Annotated in this window: 20 protein-coding genes; 8 read left to right on the forward strand and 12 right to left on the reverse strand. The window is 68.6% G+C overall.

Going from position 1 to position 25523, the window contains the following annotated elements; genetic code table 11:
• Window positions 1–270: 270 nt before the first annotated feature.
• The 4 genes from AB1L88_RS19150 (at window position 271) to AB1L88_RS19165 (ending at window position 5089) form a co-directional block, all read left to right on the forward strand.
• Entirely contained in the window at window positions 271–1842 is a 1572-nt protein-coding gene (locus AB1L88_RS19150) for a DUF2271 domain-containing protein (RefSeq protein WP_367098292.1), read from the forward strand.
• Complete coding sequence (locus AB1L88_RS19155) at window positions 1790–2509, forward strand: PepSY-associated TM helix domain-containing protein (RefSeq protein ID WP_367098293.1); 720 nt, start codon at window positions 1790–1792, stop codon at window positions 2507–2509. The genes AB1L88_RS19150 and AB1L88_RS19155 overlap by 53 nt, the downstream gene beginning before the upstream one ends.
• Before the next feature lie 189 nt (window positions 2510–2698).
• A complete protein-coding gene (locus tag AB1L88_RS19160) occupies window positions 2699–3496 on the forward strand; it encodes a 6-phosphogluconolactonase (protein WP_367098294.1) in 798 nt (265 codons plus the stop codon).
• Window positions 3497–3670: 174 nt separating this feature from the next.
• On the forward strand, window positions 3671–5089 hold the full coding sequence (locus tag AB1L88_RS19165) for a DUF418 domain-containing protein (RefSeq protein ID WP_367098295.1): 1419 nt from the start codon (window positions 3671–3673) through the stop codon (window positions 5087–5089).
• Window positions 5090–5198: 109 nt separating this feature from the next.
• Here AB1L88_RS19165 and AB1L88_RS19170 read toward each other — a convergent pair whose 3' ends face one another.
• Window positions 5199–6893: an MFS transporter gene (locus tag AB1L88_RS19170; protein WP_367098341.1), complete on the reverse strand. Its 1695-nt coding sequence runs from the start codon at window positions 6891–6893 to the stop codon at window positions 5199–5201.
• Between the two features lie 755 nt (window positions 6894–7648).
• Window positions 7649–7864, reverse strand: a complete 216-nt coding sequence (locus tag AB1L88_RS19175; protein ID WP_367098296.1) for a hypothetical protein — start codon at window positions 7862–7864, stop codon at window positions 7649–7651.
• Window positions 7865–8195: 331 nt separating this feature from the next.
• Between AB1L88_RS19175 and AB1L88_RS19180 the strand changes: the two genes are divergently transcribed.
• The gene (locus tag AB1L88_RS19180) at window positions 8196–8963 is read left to right on the forward strand and encodes a cytidylate kinase-like family protein (protein WP_367098297.1); all 768 of its coding nucleotides are present in this window, start codon (window positions 8196–8198) and stop codon (window positions 8961–8963) included.
• 72 nt (window positions 8964–9035) lie between these two features.
• Here the strand turns inward: AB1L88_RS19180 and lpxI are convergent, their stop codons facing one another.
• The 8 genes from lpxI to AB1L88_RS19220 form a co-directional block, all read right to left on the reverse strand.
• Window positions 9036–9953, reverse strand: a complete 918-nt coding sequence (gene lpxI, locus AB1L88_RS19185) for a UDP-2,3-diacylglucosamine diphosphatase LpxI (protein WP_367098298.1) — start codon at window positions 9951–9953, stop codon at window positions 9036–9038.
• Between the two features lie 101 nt (window positions 9954–10054).
• Complete coding sequence (gene lpxD / locus AB1L88_RS19190) at window positions 10055–11155, reverse strand: UDP-3-O-(3-hydroxymyristoyl)glucosamine N-acyltransferase (protein WP_367098299.1); 1101 nt, start codon at window positions 11153–11155, stop codon at window positions 10055–10057.
• A 276-nt stretch (window positions 11156–11431) separates the two neighbouring features.
• A complete protein-coding gene (locus AB1L88_RS19195; RefSeq protein WP_367098300.1) occupies window positions 11432–12121 on the reverse strand; it encodes an aquaporin in 690 nt (229 codons plus the stop codon).
• Between the two features lie 173 nt (window positions 12122–12294).
• Window positions 12295–12705, reverse strand: a complete 411-nt coding sequence (locus AB1L88_RS19200; RefSeq protein WP_367098301.1) for a DUF2780 domain-containing protein — start codon at window positions 12703–12705, stop codon at window positions 12295–12297.
• A 189-nt stretch (window positions 12706–12894) separates the two neighbouring features.
• Window positions 12895–15207 (reverse strand): glycosyltransferase family 39 protein, encoded by a 2313-nt coding sequence (locus tag AB1L88_RS19205; RefSeq protein ID WP_367098302.1) that lies wholly within the window; start codon window positions 15205–15207, stop codon window positions 12895–12897.
• A complete protein-coding gene (locus tag AB1L88_RS19210) occupies window positions 15204–17006 on the reverse strand; it encodes a glycosyltransferase family 39 protein (protein WP_367098303.1) in 1803 nt (600 codons plus the stop codon). Before AB1L88_RS19210 ends, AB1L88_RS19205 begins: the two co-directional genes overlap by 4 nt.
• Window positions 17007–17192: 186 nt before the next feature.
• Window positions 17193–17702, reverse strand: coding sequence for an N-acetyltransferase (locus AB1L88_RS19215; RefSeq protein WP_367098304.1), 510 nt, complete (start codon window positions 17700–17702; stop codon window positions 17193–17195).
• A 442-nt stretch (window positions 17703–18144) separates the two neighbouring features.
• On the reverse strand, window positions 18145–18804 hold the full coding sequence (locus AB1L88_RS19220; RefSeq protein ID WP_367098305.1) for a dual specificity protein phosphatase family protein: 660 nt from the start codon (window positions 18802–18804) through the stop codon (window positions 18145–18147).
• Between the two features lie 463 nt (window positions 18805–19267).
• On the opposite strand from AB1L88_RS19220, the gene AB1L88_RS19225 reads away from it, so the two are divergent.
• From AB1L88_RS19225 to AB1L88_RS19235, 3 genes are all read left to right on the forward strand, one after another.
• A complete protein-coding gene (locus AB1L88_RS19225) occupies window positions 19268–20812 on the forward strand; it encodes a glycosyltransferase family 39 protein (protein WP_367098306.1) in 1545 nt (514 codons plus the stop codon).
• A gap of 129 nt (window positions 20813–20941) precedes the next feature.
• Complete coding sequence (locus AB1L88_RS19230) at window positions 20942–21898, forward strand: hypothetical protein (protein ID WP_367098307.1); 957 nt, start codon at window positions 20942–20944, stop codon at window positions 21896–21898.
• 17 nt (window positions 21899–21915) lie between these two features.
• The gene (locus tag AB1L88_RS19235; protein WP_367098308.1) at window positions 21916–23061 is read left to right on the forward strand and encodes a FliM/FliN family flagellar motor switch protein; all 1146 of its coding nucleotides are present in this window, start codon (window positions 21916–21918) and stop codon (window positions 23059–23061) included.
• 36 nt (window positions 23062–23097) lie between these two features.
• Here AB1L88_RS19235 and AB1L88_RS19240 read toward each other — a convergent pair whose 3' ends face one another.
• Both AB1L88_RS19240 and AB1L88_RS19245 read right to left on the reverse strand, forming a co-directional pair.
• Window positions 23098–24222 carry a hypothetical protein gene (locus tag AB1L88_RS19240; RefSeq protein ID WP_367098309.1) on the reverse strand — a complete coding sequence of 375 codons (1125 nt, stop codon included), beginning with the start codon at window positions 24220–24222 and terminating at the stop codon, window positions 23098–23100.
• A gap of 141 nt (window positions 24223–24363) precedes the next feature.
• Window positions 24364–25470 carry a hypothetical protein gene (locus AB1L88_RS19245; RefSeq protein ID WP_367098310.1) on the reverse strand — a complete coding sequence of 369 codons (1107 nt, stop codon included), beginning with the start codon at window positions 25468–25470 and terminating at the stop codon, window positions 24364–24366.
• Window positions 25471–25523 lie beyond the last annotated feature (53 nt).

A 25523-nucleotide genomic window follows, 5' to 3' on the forward strand; every position in this document is an offset into this window, starting at 1 on the left:
CGGCCGCCCCGTTGCAGGTCGGCTCGAGGCGAAGACCGGCCGCCTCGCGTTGATCGGCCACCCGCGAGGCGAGGCGTGTGGAGGGTGATCCCAGCGTATCCGATCCGATCAGGGCGTCAAGCAGGAGCAAGACGCCGACCGAATGGCCCGGGGGGCGGCGGGCGGGAGGGGCCCGTCGAACACTCGCGGCGCGGTTGCCTCGGAGGGGATCGTTCACTACCATCGAGGCATCTTCGAAGGAATCGCGGTTCGGGATGCCGAGGAGGCCGCATGCATTCTGATCTCTGGATTGTTCCGGTGTTGCTCGTCCTGGGGAGTCTCTTCGGCTCGACCGCCATCGCCGGCGATTTCGCCTTCTATCACGAGGAGGTCATGGGCACGGCGCTCGAGCTGCGCGTCTGGGCCGACGATGAAGATGCCGCCCGGCAGGCCGAGGCTCGCGTCCTGTCCGAGATCGACCGCCTCTCGGGCGTGCTGAGCGGCTACGACCCATCGAGCCACCTCAGCCGGTGGATGAATCACCCGGGCGACGCATCGAGCATCCCGAGCGAACTGTTCGAGGTGCTGCGCGCGGCCGATCGCTGGAGGCACGCGACCGGCGGCGCCTTCGACCCGAGGGCGGCCACGTTCGGGAGGCTGTGGGAGGCGTCTGCCGGGCGCGGCCGGGCCCCCACGCCCGGCGAGCTGGCCGAGGCCCGAGCGCTGGCATCGGCAGAGGCGTGGCGGCTCGATCCCGGCTCGGAGGCCGCCGAGCGGGTCGGGCGGACGCCGATCAGCCTGGACGGCATCGCCAAGGGATTCATCCTTGAGCGTGCCTGCGACGAAGGGCTCGATCCGAATCGGGGAGTCCGCGGGATCTTGCTGAACGTCGGGGGCGACCTTCGCGTGGTGGGAGAAGGGTTCGGGACCGTCGGCCTCGCCCCGCCGAAGGGCGATTCGGAGGCGAGCGAGCCGTTCACGTTCCTGGAGGTCCGCGACCGATCGGTCGCCACCAGCGGGGCGGCCCATCGGGGATGGACGATCGACGGACGCTGGTATTCCCATATTCTCGACCCCCGAAGCGGGAGGCCGGTCGAGGCCGTGGCCTCGGCCTCCGTGGTCGCGCCGAGCGGGAGCGATGCCGACGCCCTGGCGACGGCGCTGAATGTCATGCCGATCGCCGAGGGCCTTCGCCTGGTGAACGCGCTGCCAGAGGTCGAATGCCTGATCGTCGCCTCCGACGGCACGGTCCACCGCAGCGACGGCTGGGGGGACCTGGAGCGACCGCGGCCGGCGGCTCCCGTCCTGGCCGATGCCCGCGGGCCGGCCGCTCCAGGGCCGGCCGCCGGGGCCGAGGACGATCGGCGGTCGGACTGGGGCGAGGGGTTCGAGCTGGTCGTCCGGTTCGAGATCAACCGGCCGGAAGTCGAGCAACGGCGCTACCGGCGTCCGTACGTGGTCGTCTACATCGAGGACGAGACGGGGCATGTGGTCCGGCACCTGTTGATGTGGGTGTCCATGTCCGGATCGGGCCCGGATCAGTGGTTGCCGGACCTGCTGCGCTGGTATCGGAGCGACGCGGGCCGCACGCGGATCGAACGGCGGAACAAGGCCTACGCGATCGGCCGATCGACCCGCCCTCCCGGCCGGTACAGCATCACCTGGGACGGCAAGGATGACGGCGGTCGGCCCTTGCCGGGAGGCTCGTACACGATTTTCGTCGAGGCGGCGCGGGAGCACGGGACCCATCAGGTCATCCGAATGCCGGTCTCGATCGGCAACGATCCGTTTGAAGAGGATTACGAGGGGAATGTCGAGATCAAGTCCGCTGCCGTCGAGTACCGTCGAATCGAATCCGAGTGACGAGGCCCAGGGACCGAATGCGGGTCGGGGGCCGGGCAGGCGGTCGCGGCGGTCGCTCGGCATCCGGGTGGCCGCGGTCGCGCGGTGGCTGCATATCTACCTGTCGATGTTCGGGCTGGCCTCGGTCCTGTTCTTCAGCGTGACCGGCCTGACGCTGAACCATCCCGACTGGTTCTTCGCCAATGTCGAGCACCTGGAGAAAGCCGAGGGATCGCTGGATCGGTCGTGGCTGCACGATCCGGAATCGGCCGCGGCGGACGAGGCGGAGGATCAGGTCGATCAGCTGCGGGTGGTCGAGTACCTGAGGCAGGAACACGATGTTCGAGGGGCGTTGACGGAGTTCTACGTCGACGAGTATGAATGCTTCGTCACATTCAAAGGCCCTGGGTATGCCGCCGACGCCCAAATTGACCGGGAAACAGGCGAGTACTTCCTGACCGAAAGCACGCTCGGGCTGGTGGCCGTCCTGAACGACCTGCACAAGGGGAGGGACACGGGTCCGGCCTGGTCGGTGGCGATCGACGTCTCGGCGGTGGTGCTGACGGTCGTCTCGCTGTCGGGGCTCCTCCTGCTGTTCTATCTCAAGCTGAGGCGCAACCCCGGGCTGGTGGTGGCGGTCGTCGGCGGGGTGGTGATCGTGGCGGTGGTGCTGCTGGGGGTGCCGTGACGATCGGACCGGTGGCTCGGCCTCGCGGGGCGGGAGGCGGGGCGAGCGGCGGCCGGCGGTGTTGAGATTGGCCGGGAATCGGGGTATCCTTCGGGCCAAGGGGTCGGGCTCGATGGCTCGCCCGGCCTTGCCTGATGTATCCTCGACCGATGCCATCGCGACCCGCCCGAGACCCGAGAGACCGCCACCATGTCCCTGCCGGCCCCCCCGACGCCGATTGCCGAATGGACCGTCGACCGCCTCCGCGTGCGGGTCTTCGAAGACCGAGCCCGCCTGGGCCGGGCCGCCGCGGCCGGCGTGGCCGAGGCCATCGCCGCCCGCCATCGGGTGGCCGAGAAGGCCAACGTCATCTTCGCGGCCGCCCCGAGTCAGGACGAATTCCTGACGGCCCTGCTGGGGATCGACGGGATCGACTGGTCGCGCATCGTCGGGTTCCACATGGATGAATATCTGGGATTGACCCCGGATCATCCGGCGAGCTTCCGCCGCTACTTGCATGAGCATATTTTCGGGATGGCCGGGCTGCCGGCCGACCGGCTCCGCCTGATCCCGGGCGAGCAGACCGAGCGCCCCTTGCGGACCTGCCTGGACTACGAGGACGCCTTGCGGGCCGAGCCGCCGGACATCGTCTGTGCCGGGATCGGCGAGAACGGCCACCTGGCCTTCAACGACCCTCCGGTGGCCGACTTCCTCGACCCGGTCCTGATCAAGGTGGTCCGGCTCGATCACGCGTGCCGCGTGCAGCAGGTCAACGACGGCTGCTTCGCCGGGCTGGACGACGTACCGACCCATGCCTACACCCTGACGGTCCCCGCGTTGCTGTCCGCGTCGGTGCTCTCGGTGGTCGTGCCCGGCCCCCGCAAGGCCGACGCGGTGCTGGCCGCGCTCCAGGGTCCGATCTCGGAAGCGTGCCCGGCCTCTGCCTTGCGGCAGCACGAGGGGGCGACCTTGCTGCTCGATCGCGAGTCGGCCCGCCTCGTGCTCTGATGCGGCGAAATGCCACGGGCGGATAGGCTCGTTTTCCAAGAATGGTCGAACCGGGTACTGAATCTCTCGGCGGGTTTGTCGAACTTCCGGGTGGAAGAAATCTTGAACCCTGGATCGCTCCTCGGTGTCGAGTCCGCCGAGGAGCATTCGCGAACCCGACCGAGATGATTCCCGATGGCGACACACGATTCGGCCGCTCCCGATCGGCCTGAGGCCCCCGGCGATCAAACGCCGGGGGCCGATCTGCTCGCGCCGGTGCCACCAGACCCGGCTGCGTCCGCCCCGCTCCCGCCGCGGTTCGAGCCGGTGGCCAGGGCCGATCGGCTGACGGCCGTGGATGTGCTGAGGGGGGTGGCCCTCCTCGGCATCCTGGCGATGAATATCGTCAGCTTCTCCTGGCCGTTTTCCGGGTACGACAACCCTGATCTGAGCGGCGGCCCGGGGCGGGCCAACCGGTCGGCCTGGATGGTGAATCACCTGCTGTTTTCCGGCAAGATGATGTCGCTGTTCTCGATGCTCTTCGGTGCCGGCCTGGTGCTGATGACCGATCGGGCCGAGCGGCGGGGGATGAGCTTCACCGGGGTCTATTACCGCCGGGTGCTCTGGCTGCTGGTCATCGGCCTGATCCACGCCTATTTCATCTGGTCGGGCGACATCCTGGTCGCGTATGCCCTGTGCGGCCTGGTGCTCTACCTGTTCCGATCGACCAGCCCGAAGCGTCTGTTCGTGCTGGGTGTGGTCCTGATCGTCGGCTCAAGCCTGGTGCTCCCGGTGCTGGGGCTGACCGTCGGCGCGGTCCGAGGCATGGCCGCGACCACGACGGCCGAACCCGGGGCGGAGCGTGGCGGCAGCCCCTCGACCGATCCGGCTCGGGCCGGGATGGCCAAGGCGTGGCAGGAGATGCGGGTCTTCTTCGAACCGACCGAGGAGCAATATGCCGAGCAGCTCGCGGCCTATCGAGGGAGTTACTGGGAGGTCTTCCCGCACCGCGCCGAGGAGTCGATCGGGTTTCAGGCGTTCTACTTGCCCATGTTCATCTGGGGGATTGCCGGGCGGATGCTCCTGGGAATGGCCTTCATGAAGATGGGGGTGTTCTCGGCGGGTCGATCGACCCGGTTCTACGGAGTCATGGCCTTGATCGCCTACGGGATCGGCCTGCCGTTGACGATCGTCGGGGGCCTGGACCTCTGGGCGACCGATTTCGAGGTGGTCCGGGGGATGGTCTTCGGGGTCTCCCTGGCGCTGCTCGGCACGGTGCCGGTGGCGCTGGGGCACGCGGCGGTGGTGATGCTCGTGGTCAAGTCGGGGGCGCTGCCGCGATTGACGGCCCGCCTGGCGGCGGTGGGCCGGATGGCTTTGACGAACTATCTGACGCAGAGCATCGTCGGCACGTTGCTCTTCTATGGCTACGGGCTGGGCATGTACGGCACGCTCGATCGGCCGACGCTCTGGCTCATCGTGCTGGCGATCTGGGCGGTGCAGCTCTGGTACAGCCCGCTCTGGCTCGCCCGGTTCCGGTATGGCCCGGCCGAGTGGCTCTGGCGATCGTTGACGTATCTGAAGCCCCAGCCGATGCGGGCCGCGAAATCGTGAGCGTAGGCGCAACGGCACGGGGAGCCGGCCAAGAAGGGCCGGCTCCCCGGAGAAGGATGGGCAGGCGTTGCCACCGCGATGCGATCAGCGTGATCGGCCCCGCGGACGATCACTCCGGCAGGGGCTGGTCCTTGGTTTCCGGGGCGAACGGCAGGGCCATCAGGCCGATCAGGAAGACGACGCACATGGTGACGCCGGCGTATCGCATGGGCAGGGAGCTGTCGATCTCGGCGTAATCGGCGTAGAGCAGGTTCAACGCCCCCAGGCCGAGCGGGCCGGTGGCGGCGACCAGGCGGCCGACGTTGTAGCAGAACGACGTGCCGGTGCTGCGCAACCGGGTCGGGAACAGCTCGGGGAAGTAGATCGCGTAGCCGCCGAAGAGGGAGAGCTGGCAGAAGCCCATGATCGGGATCATCCAGTACACATCCCAGAATCCGGTCACCTTGCCCAGGAACAGGAAGGTGAAGATCGTCGCCCCCATCGCCAGCAGGAACGAGATGGCGAAGGCCGGCTTCCGGCCGATCCGCACCGTGACCAGCGCGAAGGCATAGATGCCGAAGAAGGCCCCGGCGTTCTGGAAGAGGGAGGTGTAGCCGGTCCATCGGGCGAGCCTCGCCTCGACGAACGGGCGTATCTCTTCATGGTTCCTGAGGTAGCTGCTGCGGGCTCGTTCCTCCGTCGGCGCGACAAGGTACTCGACACCTTCCTCCGGCGTCTCGGGCACGTCCGAGGGCTTTTGCACCACCCGGATCGATCCATCGGCCAGGCGAGTCTCGTAGTCGGCCTCGGGACCGGCGACCAGGCCGGCTTCGTTGGCCATCTGCAGGGCGGAATCGCTGAAGATGTCGCGGATCAGGTCGAAGCTGAAGAAGCCGATACCCCAGAGGCCGACCACCCCGGAGAACGCGAGCAGCATGCCGACGATCGTGTTCTTCCGCCATCGGGGGTCGCCGAACAGTTCCGAGATCGAGCCGAGTTTCTGCCCGCCGACGGTCGGGGCCTCCTCGGCGTTCGGCTTCGGGCGGTCCGGCTCGTACATGCCGGCCGAGTCTTCCGCCGGGACGTCTTCGGAGGGGAGCGGTGTGTGCTGCTGGTCAGGACTTGCCTTACCTTTCGGCGCGACCCCGGCGGTCTGCTGCCAGCGCTCCGGTTCGCGGAGTTTCAGGCGGATGACGATCGCCAGGAGGGCCGGGGCGGTGCCGACGAGGAACATGATCCGCCATCGGCTGATCCCTGTGTCCTCGATCAGGCCGAGGCTGACGACGATCACGGCCGCCGTCATGTTCCCGACGGCCGAGAGGGCCTGGAGCCACCCCAGGGCCCGGGCCCTCGCGTGGTCGGGCATCACCTCGGCCACCAGGGCCACGCCGACGGCGAATTCGCCGCCGACCCCCAGGCCGGTCAGGAATCGGTAGAAGGCGAAGTCCCAGACGTTGAACGAGAAGGCGCTCAGGCCCGTGAACATCGAGTACATCAGGATCGTCAGCAGCATCGTCTTGGCCCGGCCGATCTTGTCGCCCAGGATGCCGAAGAAGAGGCCGCCGAGCGCCCAGCCGACGATGAAGATCGACGTGGCGATCGTGCCCCAGAAATTCACCACGGCGGGGTCGGTCGAATCGAGCAGTTCCTCCATGGCCGGCTTGCGGGCCAGGTTGAAGAGCTGCTGATCCATCGTGTCGAACAGCCATCCCAGCGCGGCGACGGCGAGCACGAACCAATGATAGCTGGTCAGGCCGCGATACCACGGGCCTTTGCCGTAATCGATGGGGGCGTCGCCGGCCCCGGAGGGCGGTTCGGCATGCATCATCACTACCTCCGAGCGATCGGGTCGAAACACGAGGTTGAATACCGATGAACCGACACCAAGGACCCGTGAAGCCCCTTCCCCTCGTTACGCTCATGGCGAATGGCCCGAAGCGTCGAGGCCGAGGGCCCCGCTTCGATCCAAGCCGAGCATTGGCCGGTCAGGCCCCTCGGCCAGCGTCCTTGAAGGAGGGAGGGCAATGGTGCCGCCGTTGGCGCATCGGCGATTAGGAGATGCACGATCCCACCATCTTCAACCCGTCACCGCAACCGCTCGGTCCCAAAATCGAGCACTCGCTTCTCGTTGCAACCGGAATCCCCCCGGAGCACTCGCACCCATGTGGTGCCCGCGTTCGAGGGTCGCCCTGCCTCGCCCGGGTCCACTCCGGCGTGATGAGCGAGGCACCCCTTACACGATCGATCACATCGCCCCAGGCCGTGTCCCAACCCGGAGTTCCCATTCCTCGCCGCGATCGCCAATCACGAACAGCACGATCTTCGGCTTCGCCTGATCGCCGTCGGCCGGCGAGACCGATGGCCCGAGGCCGATGTCCAGCACCGAGGGGCGACCGAGCTTGCGCCGATTCGCCACCTCCCCGTTGCCGGGCCTTCCGGGGTTCGATCCGGGGCGTCGGGGAGATCGGCCGGATCGACGACCGTCTCGGCAAGGGGTTCGCGTGCTCCTGGGCTGCGTGTCCGGGCGGTTGCCGCGACGCTCGGCCGGGGGCGAGCAGGGCAAGTCGATCGCTCGCCACCTCAGGCCGAGGTGGCATGCAGGCGGGCCGCCTGGGGAGCCCGATTCGAGCGAAGCCGCTCGCAGAGGGTCCGGCACTCGGAGAGATCGACCAGCATGGCCTCGGTCAGGAACGACTCGCTCGGGCCGTCGGAGGCCCACTGGAGCTGCTCCTGGCAGTGGCGCATGTGCTCGATCAGGTCCTTCATCCAGAGCAGCGTGTTGGTTCGGTCGCTCATTCGAGAGTTGCCCCGTGAACAGTCCATGTCGATCGGGAGGAGGGACGCGAGTGATCCCTCGCGGCGTCGGTCCTGGACCAAGGCAAAGCCCGTGCCATCGGGGAGGTGTGGGCGTCGCGGAAATCTCGTCAGTCAAGCCGGCGTAACAACTTGAGGAAAAATCGCCTGAATTTCCGAGGCCGGCGCGAGAGCGACCGGGCATGTAACGGTTACAATAGCGGCGACCCGCACGGCGGGATCGGCCGGGGAGCGGGAAGCCGTCGGCCGTTGCAGGGATTCCGGGCACCACTTTCCAGGGGTCGAGTCGGCGGGACGGGGCGACGGCATGGGGATGATTGGCGACGCATCGCGATCGAGCACGAACCGATCGGCCCGGGGCCTCCGGGCGGTCATGGCCCGATGGTTCTCCGGCCAGCCCGCGCCCGACCTCGCCACCGAGCCGAACGACGAACCTCGCCCTCGATTCCGTGTCGTCTGCCTCTCGCGAGAGGCCGGGGCCGGCGGCTCGGCCCTGGGCCGCATGGTCGCCGAACGCCTCGGCTGGACCGTCTACGACGCCCGCATCGTCGAGGCGATCGCCGAACGCATGGAGCGGCCGATCGAGGAAGTCGAGGCACTCGACGAGCTCTCCCCCAGCGTCGTGCAGGACTGGCTCCTCCCGCTCCGGGAGGAACACTGGGCGCCGCTGGAAGCCTACCTCGACCACCTGGCCAAGCTCGTGCTCTCGATCGGCCACGCCGGAGACGCGGTGATCGTCGGCCGGGGGGCCGGGTTCATGATCCCGAGGCACGAGGTCCTGTCGGTCCGGATCGTCTCGCCGATCAAGGCGAGGGCCCGGCGCCTCTCGGAGCGGTTGGGCGTGACTCCCCGGACCGCTCGACGGCTGGCGATCGACCTCGACCGCCGCCGCCGCAAATTCGCCCGCACGATGTTCCGGGTCGACGACACCGACCCCCACTCGTACGACCTGGTCATCGACACCGAGAGCATCGGCCTGCCGATCGCCTGCGAGCTGATCGCCCGGGCGATTGAGGCCGGACAACCTCCGGCCTCTCCTGCACTTGCGCTGCCTGGTCCCCGAGACGACCGCACCGGCTGAGCGCGATCACGCTCCCGGATTGCTCATCGTCTCGGAACCGGTGGCCGGTCGATCGAGCAATCGACGACGAAATCAGGCAGCCGGCGCCTCAACCTCGGCCCCATTGAGCGCGATGAGGGCGATCCCGAGCCGATCGACCAGGGCGACCACCTCGGGCTGATCGATGACGATGGTCTTGCCCGCCTCGATCGCCAGGACCCGGGCACCGGCCTTGTGCAGGTTCTCGATCGTGCTGATGCCGATCGTCGGCACGTCGAACCGCATGTCTTGCTGGGGCTTGGCCACCTTCACCAGGGTCCAGCCGCCCGACCGGCAGAGCTGGCCGGCCCGCTCGATGCAGCGGTCGGTCCCCTCGATCGCCTCGACGGCGATGGCGGCGCAGTCCTTGACGGCGACCGACTGGCCGACGTCGAGCCGGCCCATCTCCTTCGCCAGTTCCCAGCCGAAGCGGATGTCGTCAAGCTCCGACCGGGAGGGTCGGCGGCGGGACAGGACGCCGTGATTCACGAGAAGCTCCGGGCAGAAGTCCAGGGCCGAGCGGAAGCTCAGGCCGTCCTTGGCGAACTCATCGATGACGGTCAACAGGATCGTGTCGTCCTTCTTGTTCTTGCGCAATGCGCCATAGAACCAGATGCGGACGGCCCTCGGGTCGCTGATCGCGTGCCAGAACAGGAACGGCGTGTACATGGCCGTCTTGTGGACCTTGCCGGCCATGACCAGCTCGCGGGCCCCCCGGCGCTTGAACGCGCCAATGATCCGGGTCGGCGTGGTCACGGGCACCACGTCGAACGAGTCGCAGAGATCGGCCAGGACCTCGGGGGCCTCCCCCTTGATCCCGACGCAGGCGACGGACAGCCCCTGCCGCTTGGCCGCCTCGGCGAAGAGGATCGGGAAGCGGCCGCTCCCGGCCAGCAGGCCGACGACCCCCGAGGCGGGGGGAGTCTCCGCCGATGGGACGGGGCGCGATCGGGCGTGAAGTGTTGCGGACACGGCGCGGGTGCCTCCTGTGCTCCATCCGGATTGGAGCGTCAGACGTGGCCGGGCCGCCGCCCTTTCGGGGAGGAGGCAGCCCGGCCGTTCGAGGATTCGGGTCAGGCCGCCGAGCTGCTTTGGGACGGCGGGGCCTCCTCGGCCTCTGCCTCGTCGATCGCGCTCGAGAGGCGCTGGACCTCGGCGGCGAGCTGCTTCAACTGCCGCTTCATCTCGGGCAGTTTCATGCTGAGCGAATGCATCTGCATGAGCTGGCGGAGCGGGACCGCCGGGGTGCCGAAGACCGTGACCTTCGAAGCCACGTCCCGGTTCACGCCCGCCTGGGCACAGAGCTGGGCTCCGTCGCCGATCGTGCGGTGGTCGGCGATGCCGACCTGGCCGCCCATCACGACGTAATCGCCCGAGACCACGCTGCCGGCGATGCCCACCTGGGCGCAGACGATCGTGTGCTTGCCCAGCTTCACGTTGTGGCCGATCTGCGCGAGGTTGTCGATCTTCGTCCCGTGGCCGATTCGGGTCGGCCCGAAGGTCCCCCGGTCCACGCAGGAGTTCGCGCCGATCTCCACGTCCTCCTCGATCACCACGCCGCCGCTCTGCGGGACCTTGGCATGCCGACCGTCGACGAACTGGTAGCCGAAGCCATCGGCCCCGATCACCACGCCGGCGTGGAGGATGCCGCGATCGCCGATCACCACGTCCTCATAGATCACCACATTGGCATGCAGTGTCACATCCTTGCCGAGCCGCGACCTCGGCCCGACGACGCTGCCGGGGCCGACCGTGCAGCCGTCGCTGATCTCGGCCTCGTCGCCGATCACGGCGAAGGCGTAGATGGCCACGTCCCGGCCGATCTTCGCCGTCGGCGACACGACCGCTCGCGGGTCGATCCCCACCCAGCGTTCGGCCTGGCCCCCTCGCAGGTGGGCGTGGAGCACCATGAAGGCGGCGCGGGGGTCCTCGACGACGATGAACGTCAAGGTCGTCGGCCGATCGGCCGGTTCGGGAAGTTTGAAGTCCTGGCCGATCAGGACCGCCGAGGCGGGAGAGATCGCCAGTGCCTTGAGATAGCGTTCGTCCGCCAGGAAGGTCAGGTCGCCAGGCCCGGCCTCGGTGACCGGCTTCGCGGCGCTGATTGTTGCCCCGGGATCGCCGACGACGCGACCCTGAACCATTGACGCAAGCTCTTGAATCGTGGCGGCCACGGCTATTTGCCCCCTTTTCCTCCCTGAAGCGGCCCGGACCGGCCCTCCGAACCCGAAGGGACCAGAACCTCCTCGCGACCGGCCCGGTGCGCCGAGTCGCCGATGTCCGGGCGGCCGTCGCCGGCGGGTAGGCCCCTCGGCGCGGCGATAGACCGGCGGATCGTACCCTAGCCCGCCGGGAGCGGCAAGGCGAGTCGATCCGATCCGATCGAGGGCTCGACCCGCCCGGACTCGCGGGCAGTTCGAGGGCCGAGGGGCTCTTCATCACCTGGCGGATCAGGCGACCCCGGTCGGGGTGGGTGTGACCTCGGCCGGCTTCGTCTCAAGCACGTCGCCGCCCATGTTCAGGGCCCGGAAGACCAGCGCCGCGGCGGCTCCGCCGGCGAAGTCGGCCATCAGGTGCATCCAGATGCTCGACGCCTCGATCAGGCCCATGACGGCGACGCCCACGGCCACTGCGGGGTTGAAGGTGCCGCCCGAAATCCCGCCGACAGCGAAGGCGCCGACCGTGACCGTGAAGCCGATCGCCAGGCCGTAGAAGGAGTTCCCCTCGGTCCCCTTGGCGGTCGCCGTGTTCAGGACGACGTAGACCAGGGCGAAGGTGAAGAGGAATTCGGCGAGCAGGACCGCCGGGACAGATCCCAGCGTCACCGGCTCGACGACCGTGCCCGCCTTCAGGAAACCGACGGCCAACGCCGCCAAGACGCCGCCGATCGCCTGCGAGACCATGTAGGCCGGCGCCTCGGCCGGCGAGCACTTGCCCCGGAGCATCACCCCGAGGGTCACGGCCGGGTTGTAGTGCCCGCCGGAGAAATGCCCGCCGGCGTAGACCATCACCATCAGCGCCGATCCGATCGCCACCGGGGCCAGCGCCGCCGCCGGCCCCTCGGCACCGATCACGGTCATGCCGATGGTGAAAACGAAGAAGAACGTACCGATCAATTCGACGAGCAGCTTGGGTGACATGGCGGTGAAACCTCACGGTGGGGACCGGGCGATCGACAGGGCGAGGGCAACCACCGACGATCGCCTCTTCCCCCGGACGAAGGGGGCGAGGCACTCACGGCGATGGGGTGTGGCTCGAACCTGGGAAGCGGGCCGGGCCGGAACGGGCAAAGTCGACCGGTGAGGCCGACGGCCTAAACCCTCGCCTCCCCCAGCCCGGGAATCCGGGAGAAAATCTGCTCGACAAGTTCCTCGGGGAGGTGGTCCTTCAGCATCGCAATCGCGGCCGGCAGGAACGCTTTGGCCTGGTCGATCGAGAGGCCGGACTTCGCGAGCATTTCGAGGAGCTTCGGAAGGTCGCCGACCTTCTCCCCGAAAAGGTTGCCGATCAGCGACCCGACCTGGCCGAGCATGCCTGACTTCGACTCCCCGGCAAGGAACGTCGAGATCGCTTGCTGGGCATGGGGGAGCGCCGACTCAATCCCCGCGTACACCTCGGCCGGGAGTCGCTCCTTGATGAAGCTCAACAGGGCCCCAACGCCTGACTCGACGGCCTCCGGGGCCAACCCGGTCTCCGATTGGAGCGAGGAGAAGAAATCGGGCATGATTCACTCTCGGAGAAACTACATCACGGTGAAATCAAGAAACCCCGTTCCCCAGCACATAAGGCTTGTATTCGAATTCCCCTTCGACCAAATGTCAATCCTTGGCGGCAAATTTTACAAATAATGAATCGGCTGATGTGCCAGGCGTACCCTCTCACGGGTCTCGCCGTCGCTTGCTCGCAGGGGGCTTCAGGGAACCAGCGGACCGCCAATCGCGGAGGGGTCGGTGTAGCCCGGTGTCGAGAGCACGCGACGAAGGTCGTCGGGCCGGGTGATGAGGATCTCGACGGCTTCGAGGAGTGCCTCCGGGCGGCGGGTCAGCAAATCCTCAGTGAAGGAGGGACCAAACCGATTCAGAATGGCGCGAAGCCGAGCGGCGTCCGGAACCTCGGCCGATCGCCCATCGACCAGTGATCGGGCGGCATTACGGATCCCCTCGGGGTCGGATGAGGCCCAGGTGAAGCTCTCCTCCAGAACGCCCGGATCGGGAGGCCGCGTCAGCCCTTCTCCCCAGAATCGGGCCAGCCAGGGAGCCGCCCGGCGGAGCCAGTCCGGGAGGGGCGCTTGCCCGGGGCGAGGCCGCCGGGCATCACTCGCCAGCAGTTGCAGGGCCCAGGCCCGGGCCGCATCCTCGGGGCCGGACACGGCGGCGACCCGGAGCCCGCCCAGTTGCTCCGGCCGTCGTTCGTAGAACGGCTCCATGGCGAACAGCAGGCGTGAATAGGCGTTCGCCTTGGAGTCGTGCGTCAGGAGCCAGACGAACGGGAAGGCATCGGGGGGCGGCTCGAGCCGCAGGTCGGACCGCAACCCGCCGAAGGACTGCAATTCCATGAACGTCGGCACTTGCGAGAATTCGTTCGTGGGGGCGATGGCCGCGCCGGGCGGCAAGCTCGCGTTGAGCTCCCGGATCGTGACCGGATTGAAAGCATCGTACCAGTACGACAGCTCGAAGCCCCGCTTCCAGGCGCCGGCAGGCCCGCCGACCAGGCGGTTGTAATACGACAGCTCGAAGGGGTGGATCAGCACCAGTTGCGCCGCCGACCAGCCCACCACGGCGGCGGCCAGCACCGCCCGGAACGGCGTCGGCCGATTTCCCCTGCGGACCAGCCGGGCGATCCCGTCGGCCAGCCAGACCGCCCCCCAGCCCGCGAAGGCAGCCAGGAACGGGAAACAGGGGAGCATCAGGCGGACGCCGTCGTGCGCCGGGGTCGGGAGCATCCGGAGGACGGGCAGCGTGAGGAAATGGACGAGGAAATACAACGGCAACCGATCACGCTTGACCACCCGAAGCGCATAGCCCAGGCCGAGCACGCTCGCGACGAGGATCGACGCCGGCACGGTCGCCCCGATTAAGACCCAGCCGTTATGCCAGGGAAGGCTGAACAGGTACGTCTCACCCAGATAATAGATGCGAATATCGGGCAAGGCTCCCTGGCGATCGACGTTCAGGAGGTAGTAATGGGCCAGCCTCGGCAGCGTCTCGCGCCACCACGCCGGGTTGCCGAGCCAGCCGACGACCGGGGCGAAGGCGAGGATCGCCCAGCCGATTTCCATGGCCGGCCGCTCGACTCCCCACACCCGCGACCTCGGCGCGGCCCACCCGATGAGCCGACGGACGCCCCAGATCAGGGCCGGTGCCAGCAGGATCGTGCCGGGCCATCGGCTCTCGGGTCGAACCAGGAACAGGTCGGTCGTGTTCGGCGGGGGCAGGAGCCCCGCCAGGCGCCGGATCTCCAGGAACGCGACGCTCAGCGGGGCGAGCAACGCGGCGGTCGTCAGGATCGCGTCGACCCAGGCCGCCCGGCCCCCCTGGCGGAGTTCCCTCGGCAAGCTGGCCACGACCGCCCAGGCGACGATCGGCAGCAAGACCATCACCGCCGCCATCTTCACCAGGAACGCGAGCCCGAGCAGCACCCCCACCAGCACCCGCCAGGGCCTCGCGTTCGGCGCGGTCAGCCCGTTCCAGGTCGCCACCGCCGCCAGCAACCAGAGCATCATCCCCGGCACGTCGGTCCCGAAGATGTGGGCGTCTCCGTAGACGCGGGGCATGGTCAGGAGCGAGCCCGCTGCGATCAGCCCCACCCAGATTCCGTAACGTTTCGAAAGGAAATGGTACAGGACCGCGATCGTGAGCACATATTCGAACACCGACGCGAGCCGGCGCGCGGGCACGTCCCTCACCCAGTCGCCGAACAGGGCGTGCGTCAGCAGGTTGAGCTGGCCCGAAAGGGGAGGATGGAAATTGATCCCGTGTCGGCCATACTGCCAGTAATAGAGCAGCGAGTCGGGGTCGAGCAGCGGCTCCAGATCCTCGACCGATCGGGCCGCCCCGACCTGCTCCCACCACTGGGCAGAGACGATCTGACTGTAGCGGTAGGCCGGCTCGTCCCAGGTCAGGCCGAAATCGCCGGTCGTGGGCACGGTCGCCGCCAGGGCGATCAGCGAGACGAGGAGCGTCCCGATCCAGGGACGGCGTCGGTCTTCGGTTCCCGGCTCGCTCATGGCACGATGGCCCCCCGCATCATCGGTTGCGAGGCCCATTCCTCCTGGATCGCCTCCACCGCCTCGTATCGGAAGATCCAGATCAAGGGGACCCCGAACTTCTCCGACACATACACCGGTTCGTGATCGCTCAGGAGACGCTGCTCCAGGACGCCGAGCGCCCCCGGCCGGTTCTGGACGACGAACCAGAGCGGCGGCTCGGGAGCCCGGGGCGAGATGGGCGTGCGCAACTTCCCCGAATCGTTCAGCTCGAAGAACGAGGTGGGGAAGGTCGCCGTCGCCACCCGACGGCCTTCCGGCGTATTGGCATCGATCCATTCGAGCACGTCGCCGGTCAAGGCGTCCCAGTAATAGGTCGGCTCCATCCCCAGCCGGACCGCGCCGGGCAAGCCGCCCACGGCCGGGCTGTAGTACGAGAGTGGCACCGGCATCATCACCGCGACGCTCACCATCCCTTCGACGACGGCCGCCGCGACCAGCCCCTTGCCCCAGCGTCCGAGCCACCCGACCACCAACGCCGCCCCGATTCCCGCGGCGATGGCCAGCATCCCGAACGCCGGCAAGAACAGGCGGACCCCGTCATGCCCCGGCACATTCGGCATCGCCCGGAGCGCCAGCAGGAAGAGCCAGTTGAGCGTCACCAGCACGCCGAACCGCTCGGTCGCGTGCCCCACCACCGACCGGATCGCCCCCGCCAGGGCGAGCACGAGGAACCCGATCGGCGTGACCATCGCCGTCCAGACGATCGTGTTGTCCATCGGCAGCGATTCGGCCGGCGTCCGGTAGATCTTGCCGAGGTACATCACCCGGATCAGGATCGTCTGCCCCCGGCCGGTGTTCGAGGCCAGGAATCGCGCGAAGCCGTCGACCGGCTCATGCCACCAGGGGGGATTGAACGCATAAATCGTCAAGAGCGCGACCGGCCCCGCCGCCAGCAGGGCCAGCAACCCCCGACGATCACGGAACACGATCGTCCAGGCCAGCAGCGGCAGCGGGATGAACCACCCGGTCAGCTTCGTCGCCGACGCGGCGCCGATGACCAGCCCCATCAGCACGGCCCATCCCCAGCCCGGGTTCCGTCGCGATCGGTCCTCGACCGCCCCGAAGAAGGCGAGGACCGCCAGGACCCAGAGGGCCGTCAGCGGGGCGTCGTACGCCGCATAATGGGCATGGCCGAAGAGCCGAGGTTGCAACACCAGTGCCGAGGCCCCGACGACCGCCGCCCATCGCCCCATGCGGCGATCGAGGAAGGTGAACACCGCCCCCACCGCCAGGCTCATCAGCAGCATCGGCCCCAGGCGGGCGCGGGCCAGGTCCCCTCGCCAGGGGGTGAGCACGTCGCCGGCAAGGCCCAGGATCGCATAAAGCGGCGGGTGCCCGTGCGGCTCCTCGCGGGCAAACGGCCAGAAGTAGGCGATGACCTCGGGGTCGAACAGCTTGGACCGGGTGTCGAGCTGCTCCGGGGTCGGGGGCACGACAGGCGATCGTCCGGGAGGCGGGTGACCGTCTTGCTGCACCAGCTCGCGTGCCGGCGGCGACCAGGTTGCGGCGAATCCCGACGGATCGGCCAGGGCCGTCAGCCAGGCCCGAATGCGCCGCTCGCGGCCGAGCGTGTATCCCTCGTCCCAGGCAATCGCCAGCATCGGCTCGGTCAGGGCCAGCAGCAGGAACGCCAGCGATCCGGCGACCAGCCCCCACCGGAGCGAATGACTCCCACCCGATCCGGACAGCTCCTCCCCCTCGGGAGACGAATGGGCCGGAATGGTCTTCGAGGACGTGGTCGCTTCGGTGCGCGGCATGGGGTTCAGCTCGGTCCCGACGTCAAGGGGAGCGTCACGATCGGAAGCCGGGGTACCCCGAGTCTGCGAGGCTCGGAAGCGCCCCCGGTCGTGGTCGAGTGCCACCCTCTCAGCCAGGGTCTCGCGGGCCCGCCTCGAATCGTTGAGGCGGATTCGAGGCGCGGCTCGCCTCGCCGGTCCGCCAAATCAGCGGCCCGCCGAGGCCGCGGCGAAGGCTTCCCGGACCGCCTCTTCCACCGGCTCGGCGGTGCGGATCAGGGCCGTCTCGTGGCAGTTCGGGAACAGGGGGCAGCGGACACACTCGTTCCAGATTTTATGCGGCAACTCGGCCTTGTCGATCTGGCGGTAGCCGCACTTCTCGAAAAAATCGGGGACGTAGGTCAGGGTGAAGACCGTATCCAGGTCCATCTCCCGAGCCGCCTGCCAGCACTGATCGACCAGCATCCTGCCCACGCCTCGCCCCTGGACCGTCTCGGAAACGGCCAGGCATTTCAGCTCGGCCAGATCTTCCCAGAAGACGTGCAAGGCCGCGCAACCGACGACCGTACCCTCCTCATCGACCGCGACCACGAACTCGCGGATCGACTCGTAGAGTTCGCCGAGCGAGCGCCGGATCATCAGCTTGCGGTCGGCGAAGGTACGGATCAGGTCGTTGATCGTCGGCACATCGCCGACCTTGGCGGGGCGAATTTTCAATCCAGGAATCCTCCCTCCGGCGTCGACCCGTCCCCTTTCGAAATCACGGGGGAGGCCCAGCGCCGTTCGACACGAACCTTGGAACGGAACCCAAGAACGCACGGCCTTCACGCCCGAGCAGACGTGAATCGATCATTGTACAGCCCGAGAACCCCTGGAAGCAAGATCAGCGGCGGTTTCGCGGTTTCCCCGGCCCTCGGCTCGAACTCGACTCAGATCTCGTCGTCGCGGATGCAAAACAGATCGCTTGAAAACATCAACTCAGGACACGCTGACACAAACAGGATGGCGAGAGGTCCGCTCGTGTTCGAGACTCTCCCGCCATGCGATCCGATGTGAGGGACAGATCGTTTGTCTCGGCTGGAACGCTGCTGGAGCGACGGCAACGGGTTCCTGGCCCCGGTTCCGAGTCGCCCCCGTCTACGACCTTCTTCCGCGGCGATCACTGGCGGACCGAGGATTCCTCGCCGGTCGGATTCTCGAGCGCGGTCGACTTCTCGCCCCTGGCCCGGGCCAGGCGTCGAGGAAGGACGCGATCCTCGTAGAATCCCCTCATGTGGCGGTAATCCGGCCCCTTATCGACCTTCTTCAGGCCGAACTGGCGAGCGATCTCGGCCTCGGCCTCCTCGATGGTGTAATCGTGGTAGAGCATCCGATACGCCATGTGGACCATCGACGCACGGTTGACCCCGTGGTGGCAGTGGAAATAGGCAGGCTGATTGGCCGGATTGGCGATCGCGTCGGCGGCCTCCTCGATGCGGTCGTAGAGCATTTCGCTCTCCTCGTCGCTCCGATCGTCGACAATCGGCACGTGGACGAATCGGAAGCCCATCTCCTCGGCCAGGGCGGCTTCCTGCTTCACCCACGGGCTTTCGGGCGGGTGGGCCAGGGCGACGACGGTCTTGATCTGGTGTTCGCGGACGATGCGCTTCATCGGCCAGGTCATCTGCCAGGCCCCGCGATAGACCTTACCCTCGTCCACCACGGCGAATTGCTCGGGCAACACGTAATCGTACGTATGACGCCAGGTTTGCTCGACCGCTAGCAGCCCGGCGGCCGCGATCAGGGTCCAGCGAAGAATGAGGCGGCGGCGCGAAAGCATGGGCCAGTCGTCTCCGTTCCGTCCTTGGGAGAGGTCGGGTTCGGGTTCCTTCCGTCTCGATCGGCACCCGCGGCGGTCATCACGCATTCGGGATACCGCGCCCGGCGCCGGGAATCCTAGCAGGGTCCGCCCATCGCGGCAATGCCGCTCGATTTGCTCACCCGTTCGACCCACGACCGCTCGCGATCTCCGCCCGGGGCCAGCCTCCCGAAGGGGGCGACGAACCGGGCTGCATCGCGACCGACCGGCCGGAGTCGCCCCGACTTGATGACGCTCGAACCCACGAGCGACCGTCGCGTCAATGCGTTAAAGATCCGGGATCGGCCGCTGCTCCCCCCCTGCTTGAACAATTCCCCTTGGCATTCGCGGCGACCGAGGCCATGCTTCGCGGCGGTCCGGGCACGCGCCCGGGGCCGAAGACCGGGGGCGGATGGCTCCGATCACCCAGAGGGGAACCGCGACGATGGCACCTTGGATGCCGGCAAGGGGAGTGCTCGGGGTCGTCGTGGTGGCCACGGGATTGCGCCTGATCCTGGCCGCGACGCTCGGGTCGGGTAACGATGAGGCCTATTACGCCCTCTACCTCGACCACCTCGACTGGAGCTACTTCGACCACCCGCCCATGGTCGCCCTGGTGGCCCTGTTCGGCGAGACGATCGGCGGCGGCGAGCGATCCCTGGTTGCCCTTCGCCTGGGGTTCATCCTCCTGTTTGCCGGTTCGTCCCTGCTGGTCGCCCGCCTGGCACGCCGGGCGTACGGGGAAGCCGCCGCGGCCCCCGCCGCACTGGCCCTGAATGCCTCGTGGTTCTTCGGGGCGGCCGTCGGGACGATGATCCTGCCCGATGGCCCCTTCTTGTTCTTCTGGCTCCTGACGATCGACCACCTGATGACCGCCCTCGGCGTCGCCTCCCGACGCTCACTCATCCCCTGGCTCGGCGTCGGCCTGGCCTGGGGAGGGGCCTTGCTGAGCAAGTATCACGCGGTCTTCCTGCCGGTCGGGTTCCTGGTCGCTTGCCTGGTCGAGCCGGCCGCCCGGCGCACCCTGAAGACGCCCGGGCCCTATCTGGCCTCCGCGGTCGGCCTGCTCCTGTTCGCGCCGGTGGTCGTCTGGAACGCCCGGCACGACTGGGCCTCGTTCGCCTTCCAGGGCGCCCGGGCGTCGGGCGCGTTGACGATCGACCCGGGGGCCCTGTTCGGGGCGATCGTCGCCCAGGTCGCCTACCTGTTGCCGTGGATGGCCGTGGCGCTGGTGATCGTGGCCGTACGGATCGTCCGGCATCCGGCGGCCGACCCTGATCGACGCCGCTGGGATCGCCTCTTCCTCAGCATGGCGGCGGTCCCCTTCCTGTTCTTCGCGGCGGTCTCGGCCATCCGGCCGGTCTTGCCGCACTGGGGACTGATCGGCGTCTCGGCGTTGATGCCCCCGCTCGGCGCCGCCTGGGCCGATCGCCTGGCCCGTCAGCCTCGGATCATGCGCCGACGGCTCGCGCTGATCGCCCTGGCCCCGGTCGTCCTGTCGGCCCTCGCCCTGACGCACGCCAACACGGGATGGCTCCAGCGGATCGGCTCGGGGCGAATGACGCTTCTCCCCCCCCAGTCCGACCCGTCCCGCGATCTCGTCGGCTGGGATCAAATCGCCGACGAGCTGCGCCGTCGGGGGTTGCTCGATCAGCCCGAGACCTTCGTCTTCACCGGCCACTGGCACGTCAGCGGCCAGCTCGCCCGGGCGATCGGCCCCGACGCCCCGGTCCTCTGCTACCACGAGGGAGACGCCCGGGGCTTCTCCGGCTGGAGTCGGCCCGAGGATTGGGTCGGCCAGGACGGGATCCTCGTGGCCATCGACGGCCGATCGACCGAGCCGCAGTGCTTCGACCGATGGTTCGAGCGGATCGAGCCGATCACCTCCTTCGAGATCGTCCGGGGCGGCGTCCCGATTCGCCCCGTGCGCCTCTTCCGCTGCGTCCGGCAGACCCGCCCCTTCCGCTTCGACGCCCCGCCCGGCCGTTGACCGCCAGGGCCTTTGCGGTCGCCGAGGGGCGATCCCGGGTGCGCCCGTGCGATCGCCCGCCCGCCTTGCTAGCATGGACGGCTCACCTCCGGGGACAACCGCCGGGCCACTCGAACGGGAGTGCCGATCGTGCCGGCATCCGACACCGACCAACCCCTGAACGCCACCGATGAGGCCCTGGTGCTGGCCTTCCTCGCCTTCGGCCGGCGGCCTGAGGACCCGGCCTGGCATCGCCTTTCGGAATCCTGGCGCAACCGGCTGGAACAGGCCCTCCCGGTCATCGCCTACCACTTCCCGCCGGCCTCGGCCCGCGATCGCCTGGCGATCGACCACGCCGCCGAGGCCCGGCCCGACCCGTTCCGCATCCACCCGAGCTGGTGGGTGCGCGCCCTGCGTCGCGAGTCGCCGTCGATCCGGCAGGCGGTCATCGCCCACGCCCCCGATCCGGTCGGCCCTGCCCTGCGCCGGGCCTTCGCCGACGCCCCCGACGCCGAGGTGGTCGCGACCTACCCGCCCGACCCCGAGGCCCTCGCCTGGGCCTTGACCCTGGCCGGCGAGCGGTTCGTCGGCGGCCCGATCCGACGCGACGACGACCCGCCGATCGTCCGGGTCATCGCCGCGCTCGACACGCGGGGCTACGCGCGGATCCTCACCGCCCTCGGCCTGGCGAGGCTCTCCTACGCCGAGCAATACGACGCGGTCCGCGCCCGCGACCGGGCCCGGCTCCAGGCCCTCCGCCCCTCCTTGCCGGCCCCCCGACCCGAGCTGGTGGACCTCGCCTTCGCCGAGCTGGCCGCCCTCCGCGTCGAGGCGAGAGACAACCCCGTCCACAACCTCCCGGCTCGGCTCGGGCTCAGCTCGCTGGGGCGATTGCTGGCGGAGGTCGCCCCCCATCGGGCGCGATGGGCCCTGCAACACCTGCCGTATCACCTCGCCCGAAGCCTGCACACATTCATGAACCCCGAGCGATTCCCCCTGCCGCCGGCCGACCTGATGGCCTGGGAATCCGACCTGCTCCGCGCGGCCATCGTCTTGCTGGCCCGCGAAGGCCGCATCGACCCGCTCATCCTGGCCGAACCGTCCTGACCGCCGGAAGTCGACGCATGAGCACACCTCCCGCCGATCCCCAACCCGAGCCCGAACCCGATCCGCTCAGCACGCTGCCGCGGCTCGCCCGCCGCCATGCCCGGCTGGCGCACCGCCTCAGGAGGGGCGAGGCCGCGCTCCGCCCCTTGCTCGACGAGCTGGAGGCGATGATCGGCGCCTCGATCGCACTGAACGACGTGGACCTGATCCCCCGCGCCTCGGGCCTGAGGCGTCCCGGGGCGATCGCGCGCTGCTCGTGGCCTCGCCTGGGGACGCGGATCGGCCTCGGGATCGAGCCGAGCCTGGCCCACGCGATCGTCGACCGCCTGCTCGGCTTCGATCGGAAGGAGGCCGAGCACAAGCTCCAGGTCTCGCCGATCGAGTGGGGCATCCTCGGGTTCGTCGTCGCCCGCCTGCTCGACCGCCTGGCCGAGGGCCCCGGCCCGTTCGGCCCCTGGGACCTGTACCTCGACCGCGTCGGCCCCGAGCCGTTCCCGCCCGACGGCCTCGGCCCGATCGTCACCCTCGCCTGGCCGCTCCGGGTCGGCCCGGCCCACGGGGTCATTCGCCTCTGGGTCCCCGAGATGCTCCTGGGCCTCGCCCTGGTCGACGAGCCCCCTGCCCCGCCGATCACCGACCCCGCGGCCGTCGCCCGTCGTTTCGCCGGTCTTCGTGTCCCGGTCCGGATCGTCGCCGGCACCATCACTCCTGCCGACGGCCTTGCTCACCCGCCCGAAGGGGAGGTCCTGCCCCTCTCCCCTCCCGAAGGTCTGCCCGACGACGAGCCCGACGCCCCGCCCGTCCTGCTTGTACTGGGCGAAGGGAACGACCCGCACGCGAGAGCCCTTGCGCTGGGTCGACGCTCCGATCCGGACGGTTCCTCCCTGACGATCCTCAGCCTGATCCCCCGCAGCCCGGAGGCCCCCGCCATGTCCGACGCCCCCGCTTCCGCCAATCCCCCCGTCAGCCTCGCCGTCGAGCTGGGCCGACTCGATCTCTCCCTCGCCCAGCTCGCCGACCTGCGCCCAGGCGATGTCTTCGACCTCGGGCGCTCCGCCGACGACCCCGTCCTGATCACCTCCGGCGGCGATCCCGTCGCCCGCGGCACCCTCGTCCAGCTCGACGGCGGCCTCGGCGTCCGGATCACCCGGCTGTTCGTCTGAGTTGCCGAGGCTCAGGGCATCGCTCGGCCTCGACGCTCAGCGGCCCGACCGGGCCCGACGGAACCAGCAATAAGCCGCCGCGAGGCCGAACACGGCGATCGGCCCCGGCTCGGGGATCGGGTCGGGCAGCGGGCCGCCGTCGGAGAGGGGCGTCAGCAGATAGGCCCGGGTGACGCCGTCGACCGTGCCGGAGCCTGTGATCTGCCCGAGGTCGTTGATCGCATAGGCGTCGTTGAGGATCCAGCCGCTCTCCGGCGGGATCAGGTCGGTGAGGTCCAGCATCGTGCCGTCCCGGAAGAGGGAGGCCCGCCGCTCGAAGGAACGGTTCTCGGCCCGTTCGTAGAAGCCGACCACGTCCCCCTCGTTGTTGAGATCAAGCGCGGAGAAGCCGAGCATTTTCAGCTCGTCACCGTCCAGCAGGAAGTTGCCATAGTGCGAGACGCTGTCGATGCTGCCGAGGATCTGGCCGCGGTCGTTGATCGCAAGGGCAGAGCTGCTCTCCGCTCCGCCGAGCCGATCCGTGAGATCGATCATCTCGCCATCCCGGTAGAGGAACGCCCGGAAGGACGAAAAGTCGGCGAACTGCGACTGGCCGACGACGTGCCCGGCCTCGTTGATCCCGGTCGCATAGGAAGCCTTCCAGGAACCCTGCCCGCCGAGCGTCCCGAGGTAGGTCCGCTGCGAGCCCTCGACGACGATCGCCTGATGCTGACTCCACCGCCCCGGGGCTTGCTCGCCGGGCGCGATGGAGCGAGCCGAACCGACGACCTGTCCCCGGTTGTTGATATCCGCGAACGACGCCTCCACGCCGATCTCCACCGCCTCGGCAATCTGGCCGGAGTCGTTCAGGTCGAGACGACCCCGGCCGAAGGGGTTCGACACCTCGACCTCGCGAATCGTCCCGTCCGGCTCGAAGACGACGGGGACGTTGACCGAGTGCGCCGGGTGCACCCAGGGCGCCGGCTTGTTGGAGACCCCGAGGACCTGGCCCCGATTGTTGAGGCCCATGCCCTGGGAATGGAGCCCCCCGGGCAGCACCCCGAGGTCCCGGACGGAATAAAGGGCGTCGGCCCTCGCTCGGGGGGCGGACAGCGTCAACGAGAGCGTCAGGCACGTCAGCGCGACCAGGGCCGATCGGGAGGCGACGCACACGGTCATCATCGGGGGCTCCTTCGGAAAGGCGGGACGAGTGATCGCCCCTGTTGCTCACGGTCAGCGGTTCTGACAAATACACGAATGACTGCAAGCGTCATGTCGATCAAAGAAGCCCGATGGCTTCGAGCGATCGCCCGGCGTCGCCGCTCAGCGGCCCGACCGGGCCCGACGGAACCAGAGGTACCCCGCCGCGAGGCCGAACACGGCGATCGGCCCCGGCTCGGGGATCGGGTCGGGCAGCGGGCCGCCGTCGGAAATCGGCGAGAGCAGATAGGCCCGGCGCTCGCCGTCGATCGTGCCGGTCCCGGCGATCTGGCCGAGGTCATTGATCGCGATCGCCTCCTCCAGGAACCAGCCGGAATCCTCCGGCAGCATCGCGTTGAGGTCCATCACCCGATCGTCCCGGAAGAGGAATGGCCGCCCGGAACCGTCATTCCCGGTGACGCTGCCCACCACGTCACCTTGGTTGTTCAGGTCGGAGGGAATGACATTCTTCCCCAGCCAGATCACCTCGTCGCCGTCGAGCAGGAAGCCCTCGTACCCGACACCTCGGAAGACACTCCCGACAATCTGATCGTGGTCGTTGATGGCCATGGCCCAGCCGCGGGAGTCGACCCCGAGGGCCGGGCTCAGGTCGATCATCTCGCCGTCGCGATACAGGAAGGCCCGGGTAATCCCATTGGCCTGTTGCGCCGACCCGACGGCATGACCCGCCTCGTTGATGCCGTATCCGACCGACGAATCGCCGCCGAGCGTCCCCAGATCCACCCGGTTTCCGCCATCGACCAGGATGGCCCGATATCCGACCCGGTACGGGTCGGTCCCGTCCACGAAGCCGCCCGTCCCGGTCACCTGGCCACGCTCGTTCAGGTCGGTGTACTGGTCGTACTCGAACGCAACCGGCGCGACCTCGTGCGCCACCCGGCCCGAAGCGTCGATCCCGACTCGCCCCCAGTGGGAACGCAGGAATCCCCCCTTATCGCGGACGGTCCCGTCCGGCTCAAAAAGCACCCCGACGAGTTCCGTGTCCGGCCCCCCTTGATACGGCCGATAGGCGTTCCCGACGACCTGACCCCGGTTGTTCAGCCCCCGGGCCTCCGACCGATCACCGCCCGGCAAGGTGCCGAGGTTGCGGATGCTGTACAGCGCCCCGGCCTCTGCCCTGGGAGAGGGGAGCGAGAGCACGAGCATCCATCCCAGTGTGGCACTCATCGAGACCAACAGCCGGCGTGAACCGATCGAACCGGTCTTCATCGCGGAACTCCTTCACCCCGACCAGGTTTTGACCCAAGCCCCGAACATTCGCG

Source organism: Tautonia sp. JC769 (assembly GCF_040717455.1).
Lineage (GTDB): Bacteria > Planctomycetota > Planctomycetia > Isosphaerales > Isosphaeraceae > Tautonia.